The 17081-nt window shown below is 66.9% G+C and carries 14 protein-coding genes and 1 pseudogene; 5 read left to right on the forward strand and 10 right to left on the reverse strand.

What is annotated here, in order from left to right; translation table 11 throughout:
• Position 1 precedes the first annotated feature (1 nt).
• Both Q0A27_RS04235 and Q0A27_RS04240 read right to left on the reverse strand, forming a co-directional pair.
• Positions 2–1327, reverse strand: a complete 1326-nt coding sequence (locus Q0A27_RS04235; protein ID WP_291473820.1) for an alpha-hydroxy-acid oxidizing protein — start codon at positions 1325–1327, stop codon at positions 2–4.
• 47 nt (positions 1328–1374) lie between these two features.
• Positions 1375–3003 carry an ABC-F family ATP-binding cassette domain-containing protein gene (locus Q0A27_RS04240; RefSeq protein WP_291473821.1) on the reverse strand — a complete coding sequence of 543 codons (1629 nt, stop codon included), beginning with the start codon at positions 3001–3003 and terminating at the stop codon, positions 1375–1377.
• Between the two features lie 433 nt (positions 3004–3436).
• Between Q0A27_RS04240 and Q0A27_RS04245 the strand changes: the two genes are divergently transcribed.
• Positions 3437–4633, forward strand: coding sequence for a lycopene cyclase family protein (locus Q0A27_RS04245; RefSeq protein WP_291473822.1), 1197 nt, complete (start codon positions 3437–3439; stop codon positions 4631–4633).
• On the opposite strand, the gene Q0A27_RS04250 is transcribed toward Q0A27_RS04245, so the two are convergent.
• From Q0A27_RS04250 to Q0A27_RS04280, 7 genes are read right to left on the reverse strand one after another with little or no spacing between them, the layout of a single operon-like run.
• The gene (locus Q0A27_RS04250; protein ID WP_014009979.1) at positions 4612–5037 is read right to left on the reverse strand and encodes a metal-sulfur cluster assembly factor; all 426 of its coding nucleotides are present in this window, start codon (positions 5035–5037) and stop codon (positions 4612–4614) included. The two genes, Q0A27_RS04245 and Q0A27_RS04250, sit on opposite strands and share 22 nt — an antisense overlap.
• Before the next feature lie 34 nt (positions 5038–5071).
• Positions 5072–5527 (reverse strand): Fe-S cluster assembly sulfur transfer protein SufU, encoded by a 456-nt coding sequence (gene sufU, locus Q0A27_RS04255; protein ID WP_291473823.1) that lies wholly within the window; start codon positions 5525–5527, stop codon positions 5072–5074.
• 39 nt (positions 5528–5566) lie between these two features.
• Positions 5567–6814 carry a cysteine desulfurase gene (locus Q0A27_RS04260; RefSeq protein WP_291473824.1) on the reverse strand — a complete coding sequence of 416 codons (1248 nt, stop codon included), beginning with the start codon at positions 6812–6814 and terminating at the stop codon, positions 5567–5569.
• 14 nt (positions 6815–6828) lie between these two features.
• Positions 6829–7593, reverse strand: coding sequence for a Fe-S cluster assembly ATPase SufC (gene sufC / locus Q0A27_RS04265; protein WP_291473825.1), 765 nt, complete (start codon positions 7591–7593; stop codon positions 6829–6831).
• A 52-nt stretch (positions 7594–7645) separates the two neighbouring features.
• Positions 7646–8830 carry a Fe-S cluster assembly protein SufD gene (sufD, locus tag Q0A27_RS04270; protein ID WP_291473826.1) on the reverse strand — a complete coding sequence of 395 codons (1185 nt, stop codon included), beginning with the start codon at positions 8828–8830 and terminating at the stop codon, positions 7646–7648.
• Positions 8831–8834: 4 nt separating this feature from the next.
• The gene (gene sufB / locus Q0A27_RS04275; RefSeq protein WP_291473827.1) at positions 8835–10313 is read right to left on the reverse strand and encodes a Fe-S cluster assembly protein SufB; all 1479 of its coding nucleotides are present in this window, start codon (positions 10311–10313) and stop codon (positions 8835–8837) included.
• Position 10314: 1 nt separating this feature from the next.
• On the reverse strand, positions 10315–10980 hold the full coding sequence (locus Q0A27_RS04280) for a metalloregulator ArsR/SmtB family transcription factor (protein ID WP_291473828.1): 666 nt from the start codon (positions 10978–10980) through the stop codon (positions 10315–10317).
• A gap of 197 nt (positions 10981–11177) precedes the next feature.
• On the opposite strand from Q0A27_RS04280, the gene mptB reads away from it, so the two are divergent.
• The 4 genes from mptB (at position 11178) to Q0A27_RS04300 (ending at position 15800) form a co-directional block, all read left to right on the forward strand.
• Positions 11178–12875: a polyprenol phosphomannose-dependent alpha 1,6 mannosyltransferase MptB gene (gene mptB / locus Q0A27_RS04285; protein WP_291473829.1), complete on the forward strand. Its 1698-nt coding sequence runs from the start codon at positions 11178–11180 to the stop codon at positions 12873–12875.
• Positions 12872–13816: an ABC transporter ATP-binding protein gene (locus Q0A27_RS04290; RefSeq protein WP_291473830.1), complete on the forward strand. Its 945-nt coding sequence runs from the start codon at positions 12872–12874 to the stop codon at positions 13814–13816. Before mptB ends, Q0A27_RS04290 begins: the two co-directional genes overlap by 4 nt.
• The gene (locus Q0A27_RS04295; RefSeq protein ID WP_291473831.1) at positions 13813–14613 is read left to right on the forward strand and encodes an ABC transporter permease; all 801 of its coding nucleotides are present in this window, start codon (positions 13813–13815) and stop codon (positions 14611–14613) included. The genes Q0A27_RS04290 and Q0A27_RS04295 overlap by 4 nt, the downstream gene beginning before the upstream one ends.
• A 104-nt stretch (positions 14614–14717) precedes the next feature.
• Complete coding sequence (locus Q0A27_RS04300; protein ID WP_291473892.1) at positions 14718–15800, forward strand: heme A synthase; 1083 nt, start codon at positions 14718–14720, stop codon at positions 15798–15800.
• A gap of 337 nt (positions 15801–16137) precedes the next feature.
• Here the strand turns inward: Q0A27_RS04300 and Q0A27_RS04305 are convergent.
• Positions 16138–17061: pseudogene (locus Q0A27_RS04305) on the reverse strand (heme o synthase); the annotation flags it as partial.
• Between the last annotated feature and the right edge of the window lie 20 nt (positions 17062–17081).

Genomic DNA, 17081 nt, shown 5'->3' on the forward strand with positions numbered 1-17081 from the left:
GCTAACTGCTCACGCGCGTCTCCCGGAGCTCCGCGAGGTCCCGTGCACCACAGAGTGCCATGGTGAGTTCCAGCTCGGCGAGGACGTTCTGTATGACCTCCTCTGCTCCACGTTGACCGGCCACAGCCAGGCCGTACATCCACGGCCGACCGAGCAGGACGGCGTCAGCCCCGAGAGCCAGTGCCACGGCGACGTCGCGGCCGGTACGGATACCGGAATCCAGCAGCAGGGTCGGACCGTCGCCGAGGTGGCGACGGATCTCGACCAGTGCATCAAGGGAGGAGACGGAACCGTCGACCTGACGCCCACCGTGGTTGGATACCACCACGGCATCCGCACCGACGGCAAAGGCCCGTTCGGCGTCGTCCGGATCGAGGATGCCCTTGAATACCACCGGCAGTGAGGTCCGGTCCTTGAGTGTGGCCAGCATGTCCCAGTCGAGACCGGGGTTGGAATAGGTGCCGAGGAAGGTCTCGACGGATGCCCTGGGCTCCGGCGACAGCAGGTTGCGCAGCGTCCTGCCCGGGTGATGGCGGGCGATCGACAGCAGGGACGCCACCGCCGCCGGCGTGACCCGGACGTCCTCTGACGGGCCTTGTCCGGAGCTGTCACGGATTCTGGTACGCACCATGTCCATGAAACGGGAGTCGGAGGTGTACTGGGAGATGCCCTGCCCACGGGAGAAGGGCAGCGACCCCAGATTAAGGTCCCGGGGACGCCAGCCCAGCACGGTGGTGTCCAGGGTGACCACCAGCGCACCTGCTCCGGAGGCCTCCGCCCGTCGGATGAGACTGTCCACGAGATCCTCGTCGGTGGACCAGTAGAGCTGGAACCAGTGTCCGGCCGGCGTGGCTGCTGTTGCGGTCTCCTCCAGCGGTGAGCAGCCCTGGTTGCTGATGACCATCGGAACACCCGTTGCCGCTGCGGCACGGGCGGTAAGGAGATCGGCGTCCTTGTGGACGAGCGTTGAGGCACCGATGGGTGCCAACAGCACCGGTGATGCGTAGTCCTGACCGAACAGTGACAGTGCCAGGTCACGTTCCTCGCCACCGTGAGCCATCCGGGGCACGAGTCTGTGCCTGTCGAAGGCCTCCCGATTGGCGTCCATGATGCGTTCCTCCCCTGCACCGCCGGCGACGTACGCCCACGCTTTCCGGGACATGCGCCGTCGTGCGGCACGCTCCAGCCCTGCCGCGTCGGTGGGAACCGACGGTCGGAGCCCGGACACCCCGGCCCGGTAGATACGGTCCTGGCGGGCGCGACCGGCACCGGCCACAGCGGACGCCAAGGACAGGAACGTGGACTGTGTGTCACTGCGGGAAACCATTGTCCGACAGTAACCCCTGCCGACCCTCCCCGGGGCCGGAACGCGCGCTACGCCAGCTCGACGATCTCCATGTAGGCCTCGGACCAGAGGTCCTCGTCGCCGTCGGGCAGGACGATGACGCGTTCCGGCTCCAGGGCCTTGACGGCACCCGGGTCGTGGGTGACCAGGACGACGGCGCCGGTGTAGGTACGCAGCGCGTCGAGGACCTGCTCGCGGGACTGCGGGTCAAGGTTGTTGGTGGGCTCGTCGAGCAGCAGTACGTTGGCCCGGGAGCTGACCAGGGTGGCCAGGGCCAGTCGGGTCTGCTCACCACCGGACAGCGTGCCGGCGGGCTGATTGAGCTGCTCACCGGAGAACATGAACGCGCCCAGCAGGCCGCGGAGGTCCTGTTCATCAGCGTCCGGGCAGGCACTGATCGTGTTCTCCCAGACGGTGGCGTCCGGGTCGATGGTGTCGTGCTCCTGGGCGAAGTAACCGATCTTCAGGCCGTGGCCCGAGACGATACCGCCTTCGCCGTCGGTGCGTTCCACCCCGGCCAGCAGTTTGAGCAACGTGGTCTTACCTGCACCGTTGAAGCCGAGGACGACCACGCGGGAGCCCTTGTCGATCGCCAGGTCGACACCGGCGAACACCTCGAGGGAGCCGTACATCTTGGTCAGTCCCTTGGCGAACATCGGGGTCTTGCCGCAGGGGGCGGGCTCCGGGAACTTGATCGTCGCGAAGTGGTCCTCCTGGCGGACCTCATCGAGGTTGTCGATCATCTTGTCCGCGCGGGCCAGCATCTGCTTGGCGGCGGCGGCCTTGGTCGCCTTCGCACCCAGCTTCGCGGCCTGCTTACGCAGGGCGTCCGCCTTCTTCTCGGCATTGGCCTTTTCGCGGCGGCGACGTGCTTCGTCGGTGGCACGGGCGTCGAGGTACTTCTTCCATGTCATGTTGTAGACATCGGCCTCACCGCGCACGGCGTCAAGGAACCAGACCTTGTTGACCACGTCATTGAGCAGATCGACATCGTGCGAGATCATGACCAGGCCACCCTCGTGCTTCTGCAGGAAGCCACGCAGCCAGTTGATGGAGTCCGCGTCGAGGTGGTTGGTCGGCTCGTCGAGCAGCAGCGTCGTCTGCGACCGGCCGGAACCCGAGGTCGCGGCGAAGAGGATCTGGGCGAGCTCCACACGTCGGCGCTGACCACCTGAGAGGGTCTTCAGCTGCTGGTCGAGGACGCGCTGCGGCAGACCGAGACCGTCACAGATACGGGCGGCCTCTGAATCTGCCTCATAGCCGCCGAGCGCGCTGTAGCGCTCCTCGAGACGGCTGTACCTGCTGATGGCCGCGTCCCGCTGGGCATCCGTGCCGGACTCCATGAGCTCCTGCTGCCGGTCCATGGAAGAACGGAGCTGGTCGAGCCCGCGTGCGGAGAGGATGCGGTCCTGGGCGGTCTGCTCGATGTCTCCTTCCTTGGAGTCCTGCGGCAGGTAGCCGATGTCACCGGAGGTGATGACCTTGCCGCCGTAGGGCTCGGTTTCCCCGGAGAGGATTCGCATGGAGGTTGTCTTGCCGGCACCGTTGCGGCCGACGAGCCCGATCCGGTCCCCCGGCTGGACGCGGAGCAGCTGGCCGGGGGCGTTGAGGAGGGTGCGGGCCCCCACCCGCACTTCAAGATCCTGGGTAACAATCACGACGGTCCAGCATATCACGCAGATGCTCAGGATCCGTACCGTGGTCTGGTGTGGCTGGACACACGGTCGTGGGGGTGGGCACCGCGCTCTCCGCCTCCCCCACTAGGAGAGAGAGACCGCGACGGGGCGACCCGTGGGCGACCCACCCCACACTTCCATGGTCCCGGAGTCCCGCATTCCACCCAACCTCCGAGGCGTCCTTTCCGGACACCGAGTGGCGTTCCTTGTGGACACGAATGAATATATATGACAGCAGGATCATTCGCTAGGGCAAAGCTAATTTCCTGCCGTACGGCCGTTACGTCGGGGGTGGTCAGTATCTGCCCCCGACGGTGGGGCCGGCACCATGAATTTCGTTCACCCTGGTCAGGAATGCCTTGGCTGAGAAATCCCTGCTGTCGGGATTCCCTGGTCACGGGGGTAGGATGACCGCATGCATATCGCTGTCCTGGGCCTGGGCCCCGCCGGTTCCGTCCTCGCCCACCGCGCAGTGGCCAGGGGATGGACAGTCGACGGCTACGACCCGGCCTGCCGGGGAACCGACGGATCCCCCACTCTTCCTGAGTGGCGCAGCACCTACGGACTCCCTGTGGCCGCGCTGCCGGACTGGGCCCTCACCCTCATTCCCTTCCATTCCGTTTCCTCCGCTCTCAGTGCCCACACACCCGACCGCCGGAGTCTCGACTACGGCGGCTACGGAATGATCGACCGCACCCTTCTGCGGAAGCGACTCTCCCCCGGCATCCGGCTGCACCGTCGACGGGTGGACGCCCCGACCGCCCGGACGCTCGGAGTGGACGCCGTCGTCGACTGCCGCGGCGTGGTCGACCGGCCGGCATCGGTGCGCCAGATCGCCTACGGACTCTTCCTTCCCGCAGGAGTCGCACAGGCGGCAGGTGTCACCGCAGCGGAGTTCATGGACTGGCGCCCTTCACCCCGGGCTGCAGCGCAGGCAGCGAGCAGCCATACAGAGACCAGCCATACAGACAGCAGCACCGACACAACGCGTGCTGAACCGAGCTTCCTCTACATCCAGGACGTCGGCGACCGCGTACTGGTCGAGGAGACGGTACTGGCGACCAGGACGGCGTCCCGGGAGATGCTCCCGGAACTGAGGTTGCGGCTGCTGTCCCGGCTCGGTGAAGTCGCCGACCACGCCACCGGCACCGAGACAGTCCACTTCCCGATGGACCGTCGACGTCGACCCTGGTACCTGGGGCCGGACGCGGACGGTGTCGCGACCTTCGGCGCCGCCGGCGGACTCACCCACCCGGCCACCGGGTACTCCGTGGCCGCCGCCGTCGCCGCCGCGGACACGGTACTCGACCAGCTCGTCGACCACGTTGCCGGGAGCCCTCCCCCGTGTCGTCAGCGACTCTCCGCCGCACTGGCCTGGCGACTCCGGCTGCTCGGCGGTGAACTGATCATCCGCGCCGACGCGTCGGTCCTCCCCGGGTTCTTCGACGCCTTCTTCCGCCTGCCCGCCGACCTGCAGCGCGGATACCTCGAAGGGCAGGACGCCCTGCCGGTCGCCGCCGCGATGATCTCGCTGGCACGCTTCCCGCGGACAGTCCTGCCTTTCCTCCGCCCACTGCCGCAGGCGCTGTACTACACGCTGAAACCCAGGTAGCGGAGCTGCTCCCGACCCTCCTCATTGATCATGTGGGGGCCCCACGGCGGAGACCAGACCCAGTTGATCCGCAGTTCGGAGATCTGGTCGATATTGCCTACCACCGCCGCCTGCGACTGGTCCTCGAGCATGTCCGTCAGCGGGCACGCAGGGGAGGTCAGGGTCATGTTGATCACCGCGACGGAGTCTCCCTCGCCCTCGACCCAGATGTCGTAGACCAGACCCAGGTCGACGACGTTGATGCCGAGCTCGGGGTCGATCACGTCGAGCATGTACTCCTCGATCTGACCGGCGAGCTGCACCTGCTCCGGCGTCTGGTCCTTCGGGGGCTCCGGCACGTCGTTGAGCGGATTGGGGTCCATCTGCGGGGCGGTCGGCTCAGCGGTGGTGTTCTCGTCACTCACAGCGGCTGTCCTTTCGGTTCGGTCGGTACGGGGTTCAGTGGGCAGGGCTCGGGACGCCCGCGTCGAGGGTGGCGGCCTCGAAGGCCTTCCATCCCAGCAGGGCGCACTTCACGCGGGCCGGGTAGCGGGAGACCCCGGCGAAGGCGATGCCGTCACCGATGAGGTCCTCGTCGCCCTCCTCCTCACCGCGGCTGGTCACCATCTTCTCGAACTCGGCGAGCTTGGCGAAGGCCTGCTCGACCGGTATCCCGATGATCTCCTCGGCCATGACCGAGGTGGAGGCCTGGCTGATCGAGCAGCCCTGGGCGTCGTAGGAGACGTCCTCGACTGTTTTCTGGTCGTCACTGAGGTGGACGCGCAGGGTCACCTCGTCACCGCAAGAGGTGTTCACATGGTGCACCTCAGCCTCGAAAGGCTCGCGGAGTCCCGCGTGCTGCGGGTTCTTGTAGTGGTCCAGGATGACTTCCTGGTACATCTGCTCGAGTTTCACGGTCAGTGTCTCTCTTTCTCCACCGGGCTCACCGGTGACTTACCGGGTGCCGAAGAAGTCCTGGGCGTGACGGACGCCGGCAACCAGCGCATCCACCTCGTCGCGCGTGTTGTAGATGTAGAAGCTCGCCCGGGCTGTGGCCTGGACCCCGAGGCAGCGGTGCACCGGCCACGCGCAGTGATGTCCGACCCGGATGCAGATCCCCTGGTCGTCGAGGACCTGACCGAGATCGTGCGGGTGGATGCCGTCGACGACGAAGCTCACCGCGGCGCCACGGTGCTCGGCTGTGGCCGGTCCGATGATCCGCACGCCCCCGATCTCCTGCAGCTTGTCCAGGGCATAGGCGGTGAGGTCGTGCTCGTGGGCGGCGACGGCGTCCATCCCGAGGTTCTCGAGATACTTCACGGCCGCGCCCAGCCCGACGACCTGGGAGGTCATCTGGGTACCGGCCTCGAACCGCTGCGGGACCTCGGCGAACGTGGTCTTCTCCATGGTCACCAGCTCGATCATCGAGCCACCGGTGAGGAACGGCGGCAACGCGTCCAGCAGGGACGCCTTACCGTAGAGGACGCCGACACCGTTCGGGCCGAGCATCTTGTGTCCGGAGAACGCCGCGAAGTCCACGTCGAGGGAGCGGAAGTCGACCGGCATGTGCGGGACCGACTGGCAGGCGTCGAGGACGAACAGCGCACCCACGGCGTGGGCACGGCGGACCGCCTCGTCAACATCCAGCTGGGCGCCGGTGACGTTCGACTGGTGGGACAGGGCGACGATCTTGGTCTTCTCCGACAGTTCCAGGCTGTCGAGGTCGATCCGGCCGTCCTCCGTGGCGGTGTACCAGCGCAGGGTCGCACCGGTACGCAACGCCAGCTCCTGCCAGGGCACGAGGTTGGCGTGGTGCTCGACCTCGGAGATGACGATCTCGTCGCCCTCCCCGACCGCCAGATCACCGCTGCGCGGGTCGCCCAGGATGAAGGCGACCTCGTTGAGCGCCTCGGTGGCGTTCTTGGTGAAGGCGATCTCGTGGCCGCGGGCACCGACAAAGCGGGCGATGGCGTCGCGGGCGTCCTCGTAGGCGTCGGTCGCCTCCTCGGCGATCTGGTAGGCGCCACGGTGCACCGGGGCGTTGTAGTCCGTCAGAAAGGTCCGCTCGGCATCGAGGACCTGCAGCGGCCGTTGGGAGGTCGCCCCGGAGTCCAGGTACACGAGTGGACGACCGTCACGGACAGTCCGCGACAGGATCGGGAAATCCGCGCGAACTGCGGTGGTGTCCAGTGTCGTGATCATTCAGTCGGTCCCTCTTAAACCTTGTGGGTGTACTTCTCGTAACCGTTGGCCTCGAGCTCCTCGGCGAGCTCCGGGCCACCGGACTCCACGATCCGGCCCTTCGCGAAGACGTGCACGAAGTCGGGCTTAACGTAGTTGAGGATGCGCTGGTAGTGGGTGATCAGCAGCAGACCACCGTTCTCACGCTCCTTGTAGTTGTTGATGCCCTGGGAGACGATGCGCAGCGCATCGACGTCCAGACCGGAGTCGGTCTCGTCGAGGACGGCGAACTTCGGCTTGAGCAGACCGAGCTGGAGGATCTCGTGACGCTTCTTCTCGCCGCCGGAGAAACCCTCGTTGACGGAGCGCTCGGAGAAGCTCGGGTCGATCTCCAGCTCATCCATGGCGGTGCGTGCTTCCTTGACCCAGGCGCGCAGCTTCGGGGCTTCGCCGCGCACGGCGGTAGCCGCGGAGCGGAGGAAGTTGGCCATGGAGACACCGGGCACCTCGACCGGGTACTGCATGGCGAGGAAGAGGCCGGCGCGGGCGCGCTCGGCGACGTCCATGTCCAGGAGGTTCTCACCGTCGAGGAGGACCTCGCCCTCGGTGATCTCGTACTTGGGGTGGCCGGCGATGGCGTAGGACAGGGTGGACTTGCCGGAGCCGTTCGGGCCCATGATGGCGTGGGTCTCACCGGAGTTAATGGTGAGGTTCACACCGTGGAGGATCTTCTTGGCCTCCTCGCCCTCCTCCTGGGGGACGACCTGGGCGTGGATGTTCTTGATTTCGAGGGTGCTCATCGTAATGACGCTGCTTTCTTCTGCGTGTGGGGCTGCGGGACGGGACGGTGTGTCACAGGACGGTGTTGGCGAGCTCCTGCTCGACAACGTCCTCGAGGCTGTTACGGACCTGTTCGACGGGCACCCGTCGGATGACGTCCGAGAAGAAGCCGCGGATGATGAGGCGTCGGGCCACCTCGTCGGGGATGCCGCGGGACATGAGGTAGAACATGTGCTCGTCGTCGAAGCGACCGACGGTGGCGGCGTGACCGGCGCCGACGATCTCGCCGGTCTGGATCTCCAGGTTCGGGATGGCGTCCGCGCGTGCTCCACCGGTGAGGACGAGGTTCTTGTTCGTCTCGTAGGTGTCGGTGCCCGTGGCGTCCGAACGGATAAGGCAGTCACCGATCCACACGGTGCGTGCCTCGGTACCGTGGCGACCTTCCTCACCCTGCAGCGCTCCCTTGTAGAGGACGTTGGAGCGGCAGTTCGGCTGGCTGTGGTCGACGAGCAGACGCTGCTCGAAGTACTGGCCGGCGTCGGCGAAGTAGACACCGAGCATCTCGGCGTCGCCGCCCGGGCCGGCGTAGCGCACGTGCGGCAGGGCACGGACCACGTCGCCGCCGAAGATGGCGGAGGTGTGGCGGATGGTGGCGTCGCGTCCGACGAGGACGTGGGAGTTGGACAGGTGCACGGTGGTGCGTCCCCAGTCCTCCCAGACGACGACGGTGAGCTGTGAACCGTCACCTAGCACGAACTCGAGGTTATCGGAGTGGACGCCGTCGCCCTCGTAGCGGATGACGACGACAGCCTCGGCGAAGTTGCCCAGGTCCACGACGGTGGTGCCGTAGGTGGTGACGTCGTCACCGGCACCGGTGATCACGATGTTGACCGGCTCGGCGAGGACGGAATCCTTGTCGATGCTGATGTAGTCGGCGACCTCGCAGTTGACCCACGCCTCGGCGGCGGGGCGGTCGACGGGGAGGCCGGCGCGACCGACGCGCTCGTCGTCCATGGGCAGCTCGGTGTAGGTCACACCGGTCTGGTCGGCGGTGTCCACGGAGATCTGCTGGCGGGCAGCGGGGGCACCGTCGTTCTTCTGCAGACCGCGCAGGCGGCGCAGCGGGGTGAAGCGCCAGTCCTCGTCCTTGCCGTACGGGACAGGGAAGTCCTCCGGGTTCGTGGACTGGAACCGGTCGCCCTTGGTGGGGGTCCGGTTCGCCGGAGTGACGGTTGACTGGGTAGTCGGGGTGGTCATGGGTCTAACCCACCGATCCTTCCATCTGCAGTTCGATCAGGCGGTTGAGTTCCAGCGCGTACTCCATCGGCAGCTCCTTGGCCACCGGTTCGACGAAGCCGCGGACGATCATCGCCATGGCCTCGTCCTCTTCCAGACCACGGCTCATCAGGTAGAAGAGCTGGTCCTCGGAGACCTGGGAGACGGTCGCCTCGTGTCCCAGGGTGACGTGGTCGTTGCGGATGTCGTTGTAGGGGTAGGTGTCCGACCGGGAGATCGAGTCCACCAGCAGGGCGTCACACTCCACACTCGAGGTGGAGTGGTGGGCGTCCTTGTTGACCTGGACAAGGCCACGGTAGGCGGCGCGGCCACCGTTGCGGGCCACCGACTTCGAGACGATGTTGCTCGAGGTGTACGGCGCCATGTGGACCATCTTGCCGCCGGTGTCCTGGGTCTGGCCCTCGCCGGCGAAGCCGATGGAGAGCACGGTGCCCTTGGCGTGCGGACCGGTCATCCAGACCGCCGGGTACTTCATGGTGATCTTGGAACCGATGTTGCCGTCGACCCACTCCATGGTCGCGCCCTCTTCGGCGCGACAGCGCTGGGTCACCAGGTTGTAGACGTTGGTGGACCAGTTCTGGATGGTCGTGTAGCGGCAGCGGCCGCCCTTCTTCACGATGATCTCGACGATCGCGGAGTGCAGCGAGTCCGACTGGTAGATCGGCGCGGTACAGCCCTCGACGTAGTGCACGAAGGCGCCTTCGTCGACGATGATCAGGGTGCGCTCGAACTGACCCATGTTCTCGGTGTTGATGCGGAAGTAGGCCTGCAGCGGGATCTCCACGTGGACGCCCTTGGGGACGTAGACGAAGGAGCCGCCGGACCACACGGCGGTGTTCAGCGCGGCGAACTTGTTGTCACCGGCCGGGATGACGGTGCCGAAGTGCTCCTTGAACAGGTCAGGGTGCTCACGCAGCGCGGTGTCGGTGTCGAGGAAGATGACGCCCTGGGCCTCCAGGTCCTCACGGATCTGGTGGTAGACGACCTCGGACTCGTACTGGGCGGCGACGCCGGCGACCAGGCGCTGCTTCTCCGCCTCGGGGATACCGAGCTTGTCGTAGGTGTTCTTGATGTCCTCGGGCAGTTCCTCCCAGGAGGTGGCCTGCTTCTCCGTGGAGCGCACGAAGTACTTGAAGTCGTCGAAGTTGATGTCGTCGAGGTCGGCGCCCCAGGTCGGCATCGGCTTGCGCTCGAAGGTGTCGAGGGCCTTGAGGCGGCGCTCGAGCATCCACTCGGGCTCGTTCTTCTTCGCCGAGATCATGCGGACCACGTCCTCGGACAGGCCGCGCTCGGCCGCTTCACCGGCGAGGTCGGAATCGTGCCAGCCGTACTCGTAGGCACCGATGGAGTCGATGATCGCGTCGTCCTGACGCAGCTTGTCCTGGTCCTTGGCCAGGCGCGCCTCTTCGACGGCGTCCGGCGGTGTCTGTGCTGCTTGAGTCATGTCAGCTCTCCTTCTGGGAGGAAGGGTGGATTGTGGTCAGCGGAATGTGGGTGGTGCAGATGCCGTTGCCGTCGGCGATGGTCGCCAGCGGCTGTGTGTGTCGGCCGAGCAGTTCCGCGACTACCCGGTGTTCGGCGGCACACAGTTCGGGGAACTCGTGTGCCACGTCCTGGACGGGACAATGGTGACGGCAGATCTGGACGCCGCCGCCGGCGTGGTCGACGGTGGCCGCGTAACCGCGGGCCGTCAGGGCGCCGGCGATGCTCCGGGCCTGTTCGTCGACGGGATCGTCGGCCTCCGGGTCGACTCCGCTGAAGAGTTCCTCCATGCGTTGGTCGGCGAAGCGTGCGACGGCGGCGTCTCCGCCGGCCTCCCGCAGTGCACGGAGGGCCAGCAGTGCCAGACTGTCGTAATCATGTCCGAACTGTCCCCGACCCGCGTCAGTGAGCCGGAACAGCCGGGCCGGTCGACCGCGTCCACGGGTACCGGCTGCTGTAGAACGGGGCGCCTCCACGGTCTCTGCGAGACCTTCGGCGACGAAGTTGTCGAGGTGACGACGGACACCCGCGGCGCTGAGCCCCAGCGTGTCGCTGATGTCCGTCGCACTGACCGGGCCGTTCCGCAGGATCTGGGTCAGGATGGATCGTCGGGTGTCCCCCTCGCTCATCATGCCCACCTCCTTAGGTGCTGTGCCTGGTCCGGCCCGGAGGGTTTCCGGACCGGTCATGATTAGACAACACGAGTGTGGCGTAATTCCTTCCCGTTGTCTAATAAGGGTAGGCTGAACTGCACTTTTGGAAAGAACGTAGCGCGGGGAATTACGCAACATCCGGGGTGGATCCGGGGCACCGGTAGACTACCGGTGTGCCCCACCCCGACAAACCGGACCGCGGACCGGACCATTCTGACGCCGCAGGGCTGCGCGCCCTGCTCCCGGACATCGGTGCCGCCGGCTCGCGTAGTGCCCTGCTGCACCGGGGTCCTTCCGACGCGCCTGCCACCGGTCAGGACGTCGGACCGGTCCCCTTCACCCGACGCGAGCGCACCCGGTTCCGCACCGCTGCCTTCGCCGGCACGTTCGGGGCGGTACTCGCGGCTCTCGGTGGACTCGGGGCTGGCGCGGTTCCGGTGGTGGACAACAGTCTCTGGTCCCTCCCGGTCGTCAATTTCCTCTCCCTGCTGCTCCACAGCACCACGGTGACCGTCTTCGTCGGCATCGGGTTCCTCGTCCTCGGTTGGCTGATGATGTGGCGGTACTGCATCCCCTCCGTGCGTGCTGACGGGACGCCCTCCCCGATTGCTCCGTTGCGGACGCTCTACCGCATCATCCTCGCCTGGTCACTGCCCTTCGTCGCGACCGCTCCCCTGTTCACCCAGGACATCTACTCCTATCTGGCGCAGGGTTCGATTGCCGCCCAGGGGCTCGACCCCTACTCGGGTGGGCCTGCCGACCTGCTCGGGGTCGATGACCCGCTCGCCCGGTCGGTCCCACTGGTCTGGTCCCATTCCCCCGCCCCCTACGGACCGGTGGCCGTGGGTATCGCGTCCCTGATCTACCGGATCACCGGAGACACCGTCGGTACGGCCGTGGTCCTGCACCGGCTGGTCGCCGTTATGGGCGTCGTCCTGGCCGCCTGGGCGATGGTGCGGCTGGCCAGGCGTTGCGGCATCCGACCCCAGGCGACCCTGTGGCTCGGCGTGCTCAACCCGCTGGTCCCGCTCCACCTCATCGGTGGCCTGCACAATGAGGCCCTGATGATGGGGCTGCTTCTCGCCGGTCTCGAGCTCTCGCTCATGGCGACCGACAAGCTCGCCGCCCTGAGCACCCGGCGCCGGATCGGGCTCGGGACAGCCGGCATCGTGCTGATCAGTTGTGCCGGCATGGTCAAGGTCACCGCCTTTCTCGCGCTGGGCTTCGTCGGGGTGGCCCTGGCCCGCTACCTCGGTGGCAGGCTCCGCGACCTCTTCACCGCCGCCGGCCTGTTCCTCGTCGGATCCGCTGCCGTGGTCCTGGTCTTCTCTCTCGGTACCGGACTCGGCCTCGGATGGATCAGTGTGCAGGGCGGTGCGGCCGACGTCGTGAGCTGGATGTCCGTCACCTCCGACGTCGGCATTCTGTCCGGCTCCGTCGGTGGGAGACTCGGCCTCGGTGACCACACCGACATCGCCCTCGGTGCAGCCCGGGTCGTCGGCCTGTGCATCGGCGCCTTCTGGGTCGTGAGGATGCTCTGGGCAGCCTTCCGTGGCCGGATCCACCCGGTCGGTGGTCTCGGCGTCGCCACGTTCATCCTCGTGGTCTTCTTCCCTGTCGTCCACCCCTGGTACCTGTTGTGGGCTGTCATGCCGCTGGCGGCCTGGGCCGACCGTCCGGGCTTCCGCGTGGCTGTCGCCGCGATCTCCACCGTGCTCAGCTTCTTCGTCCTCCCCCGCGGCCTCAATCTGCCTGCTTCCACGGTCTCGTTGATCTACGTGATGTTTATCATCTTCTTCCTGGTTCTCCTGATCACCGGCACGGTCTTTTACCGTCGTATCCGGGCCGCCGACTACAGTGGAGCGCCGTGAGAAGTGAATCCACTCCGACCGACGGGCCGGTCCTCCAGCTCCGCGGCGTCGTCAAGCGTTTCGGGACGGTGACGGCTGTCGACGGCCTCGACCTGCAGCTCGGACGCGCTGAAGTGCTCGCGCTCCTCGGACCCAACGGTGCCGGCAAGACCACCACGGTCGAGATGTGCGAGGGTTTCATCACCCCGGACGCCGGCACGGTCAGCGTCCTCGGGACCGACCCCACCACCGACGCCGACCGGCTGCGCACCCGGATCGGAATCATGCTCCAGGGCGGTGGCGCCTACCCGGGCGTCCGTGTCGGGGAGATGCTCCGCCTCGCGGCGTCCTACTCCGCAGATCCACTGGACCCTGACTGGCTCCTGGAGACCGTCGGCCTCGCCGGACACGAGAAGTCCAACTACCGGCGGCTCTCCGGCGGCCAGCAGCAACGCCTCTCGCTCGCACTCGCCCTGGTCGGACGCCCCGAGCTGGTCTTCCTCGATGAGCCGACCGCGGGACTGGACGCACAGTCCCGGCTCGCGGTGTGGGACCTCATCGCCGCCCTGCGCCGGGACGGCGTCTCCGTGGTTCTGACCACCCACCTCATGGACGAGGCTGAGGCGCTGGCCGACAAGGTCGTCATTATCGACCACGGGGCGGTCGTCGCCCAGGGGTCTGTCTCCGAGCTCACGAGTACCGCCGACCCGGTGATCTCGGTACGCTGCGCCTCCGGTATCGACCTCGACGCCCTGGCGGACCGGCTGGACGATCCCAGGGTGACCGTCAGTGCGGTCCGCCCGGGCCGCTTCACGGTGACGGCGCCGGTCTCCCCCGAGCTCATCACCGCGCTGACCGACGCCGTCGCGGCGCAGGACGTCCTCATCACTTCGTTGAGCGTGGAGCAGCGCAGCCTCGAGAGCGTCTTCCTCGACATCACCGGACGGGAGATCCGCGCATGAGCCCTACCCGACACGCCTCCGACCGCTTCGCCCCCGGTACCTTCAGCCCCCGGCCGGCCCCCGCACCTGCGTCGGCACTGCTGCGTGCCCAGGCGAAGATCGAGAGCCTGCTCTTCCTCCGGCACGGTGAACAGCAGCTCCTCACCCTGGTCATCCCGATCGGGATGCTCATCGTCTTCAGTCTCCTCCCGGTCACAGACCTCGACGACCCGGTCGACGAGATCTACCCGATGACCCTGGGGATCGCGCTGATGGGTGCCGGATTCACCGGCCAGTCGATCGCCGTCGCCTTCGACCGGCGCTACGGCGCACTCAAACGTATCGGCGCTTCGGGTGTCCCCACCTGGGCCCTGATCGGCGGCAAGATCGCCGCCGTCCTGTCTGCCGTGGTGATCCAGCTTGTCCTGCTCACCACGATCGCTCTGTTCCTCGGCTGGCGTCCGGACCTGGTCGGGCTGTTCCCCGCCGTCGTATTCATCCTGGTCGGCGCGGCCACCTTCACCTCACTGGGGCTGCTGCTCGGTGGGACGCTGGGGTCCGATATGGTCCTGGCGCTCGGCAACACCGTCTGGTTCCTGCTGATGGGCGCGGCCGTCGTGACGGTCCTCGACCCTGATCTTCCGGACGCCGCCACGGACGCCATGGGGCTGCTGCCCTCCGTGGCTCTCACCCACGGACTGGTGGATGCCTCCGCCGGATCCTTCGACGTGCTGTCGCTTATCATCCTGCTGGTATGGGGTGCAGGGGGTACCCTCGCCGCGCTGCGCTGGTTCTCGTTCACGATGGACGGGGACTAGACTCAGGGGTCGTGACGACGACGCCCGAGACACACCAGAAGACCACGCCGGTCACCCCGGCGCACAGCGCACCGCCGGCCGATGTGGCTGAGGCGCTGGTGAGAATGAGGGAACGGGCGGCACACACCGGCAACGGTTTCCACCGGGGGGTTCTCGCCTTCTACACGGCGATCCTCGGCCTGTGCCGCAGGCTCCCCGTACCGACGGTCCAGCGACAGTGGCTCTACGCGGTCATCCTGGTGTTCTGCCAGGGCGGCATCACCTTCACCGGCTCACTGGTGCGCGTCACCGCCTCCGGCCTCGGTTGTCCCACCTGGCCGCAGTGCCAGCCCGGCTCCATGGTCCCCGAGTCCGGTGCCGCCCCGGCGATCCACCAGGCCATCGAGTTCGGCAACCGCATGCTCACCTTCGTGGTGTCGCTGGCCGCCATCCTCGCCTTCCTGGCCGTGCTGCGTGCTGCACGTCGCTCCAGCATCCTGCACCTCGCCTTCCTGCAGGGTATCGGCATCATCGTCCAGGCGGTCCTGGGCGGCATCACCGTCCACATGGATCTCGCGTGGTGGATGGTCATGGCGCACTTCCTGCCGTCGATGGTGCTGACCTTCTTCGCCGCGGTGATGGTGGTCAAGATCAGGGAACCTGACGGTGCACCCCGTCGCACAGGCATGCCGGGAGCACTGCGCTGGGCCACCTGGATCTCCGCGATCTCCCTGGCGGTCGTCCTGGTCACCGGCACGATGACGACCAGCTCCGGCCCTCACGCCGGTGACGACGCCATCAAGGAGTCCGACCGCCTCCAGATCGCGCTGATCGAGATGGCGAACATCCACGCCCACGCGATGTACCTCTACCTGGGAGTCACCGTCGGTCTGCTCGCCGGCCTCTTCGCCGTGCACGCCGACCGTCGGATCCTCAGGGCCTCCGGCTGGCTGATTCTCGGCATCGTGCTCCAGGCAGTCGTCGGCATCATGCAGTACAACATGGGTGTGCCCCGCTGGACCGTGCCGCTGCACGTCATCGGTTCCGCGATCCTCACTGCCGCTACCGGCCTGCTGTGGTCCATGCGCTTCCGACGCGGGGAGGACTCCCTCGACCGCGACTTCGACAACTGGGACCCCGCGACCGGGCCCTCGCAGGACGGGGTGCAGGACGGGGTGCAGGACGCGGCGCAGGACACTGCCCGCTAGTTTCTCCTCCGCCCCACCAGCCGTTCCCAGGCCCCGCAGACCAGTGCACTGCGGGGCCTTCGGCGTCCCCCTGACCTTTCGGTCTCTCCCCGATGCTCCCGCTTGGCCGTGGCTCCCGTGTCTCCCCGCGGTCTGCTGTGGCCGCCGACCCTACCCCCGACCTACAGCAGTCTCCTGTGGGCGGTCACGGTGTCAGACGAGACTGTCGCGACGACCGTGAGACCCCGACATTCATGTCCGACACCCGGCACTCTCGTCTGACACCGGCAGCAGGCGCGCAAGAAGGCGCGGGAGGAAGGCTTCGGTACTTCCTCCCGCGCCCGGGTGAATCCCCTCGTCAGAGCATGTCGGCGATGGTCTGCAGACCGATCACCGCGTCCACCGACAGACCCACGAACAGGATCGAGAGGTAGTTGTTGGACAGGAAGAAGAGGTTCATCGGCTTGACCTTCACACCCTTCTTCACGCCGTTGTGCAGCCCCTGCGCCCGGATGATGAACCAGGCGCCGCTGACCACGGCGACCACCGCATAGACCCAGCCGGCTGCCGGGACCAGCAGCAGGGAGCAGATCACGGTCGCCCAGGTGTACCAGAGGATCTGCCGGGTGACCTCGAGCGGAGGCTTGACCACCGGCATCATCGGCACGCCGGCGGCCTCGTAGTCCTCCCGGTAGCGCATACCGAGTGCCCAGGTGTGGGGTGGCGTCCAGAAGAAGATGATGAGGAACAGGATCAGGGCCTGAGCCCAGGAATCCCAGCCTGCGTGGAACGCGCCGCCGGTGGCGTCGGTCGTGGTGGCCCAGCCGACCATGACCGGCATGCAGCCCGCCGCCCCTCCCCAGATGACGTTCTGCCAGGTCCGGCGCTTCAGCCACTTCGTGTAGACGAAGATGTAGAAGGCGATGGTGATCAGGATGAACACGGCTGCGAGCCAGGAGCCACACAGCAGCCAGAGCCACAGGACGCTGGCGACCGTCAGTGACCAGGCGAATACCGTCGCCTGGCCCTTGGTGACGGTGTGCTTGGCCAGCGGGCGCCGGTGGGTACGACGCATCATCTGGTCGATGTCGTAGTCGGCGATCATGTTGAAGGCGTTCGCCGCGGCGGCACCCATCCATCCGCCGACCAGCGTCAGCAGCACGAGACCGAGATCGATCTCGCCGCGTTGTGCCTGGAGCATCGACGGAATGGCGGCAACCAGGAGCAGTTCGATGACCCGTGGTTTGGTCAGCGAGATGTACGCCTTGATCTTCTCCACGGGTCTTCTGTCCTCCGTACGCC

The sequence above is a fragment of the Corynebacterium sp. genome (genome assembly GCF_022712275.1).
GTDB lineage: Bacteria > Actinomycetota > Actinomycetes > Mycobacteriales > Mycobacteriaceae > Corynebacterium.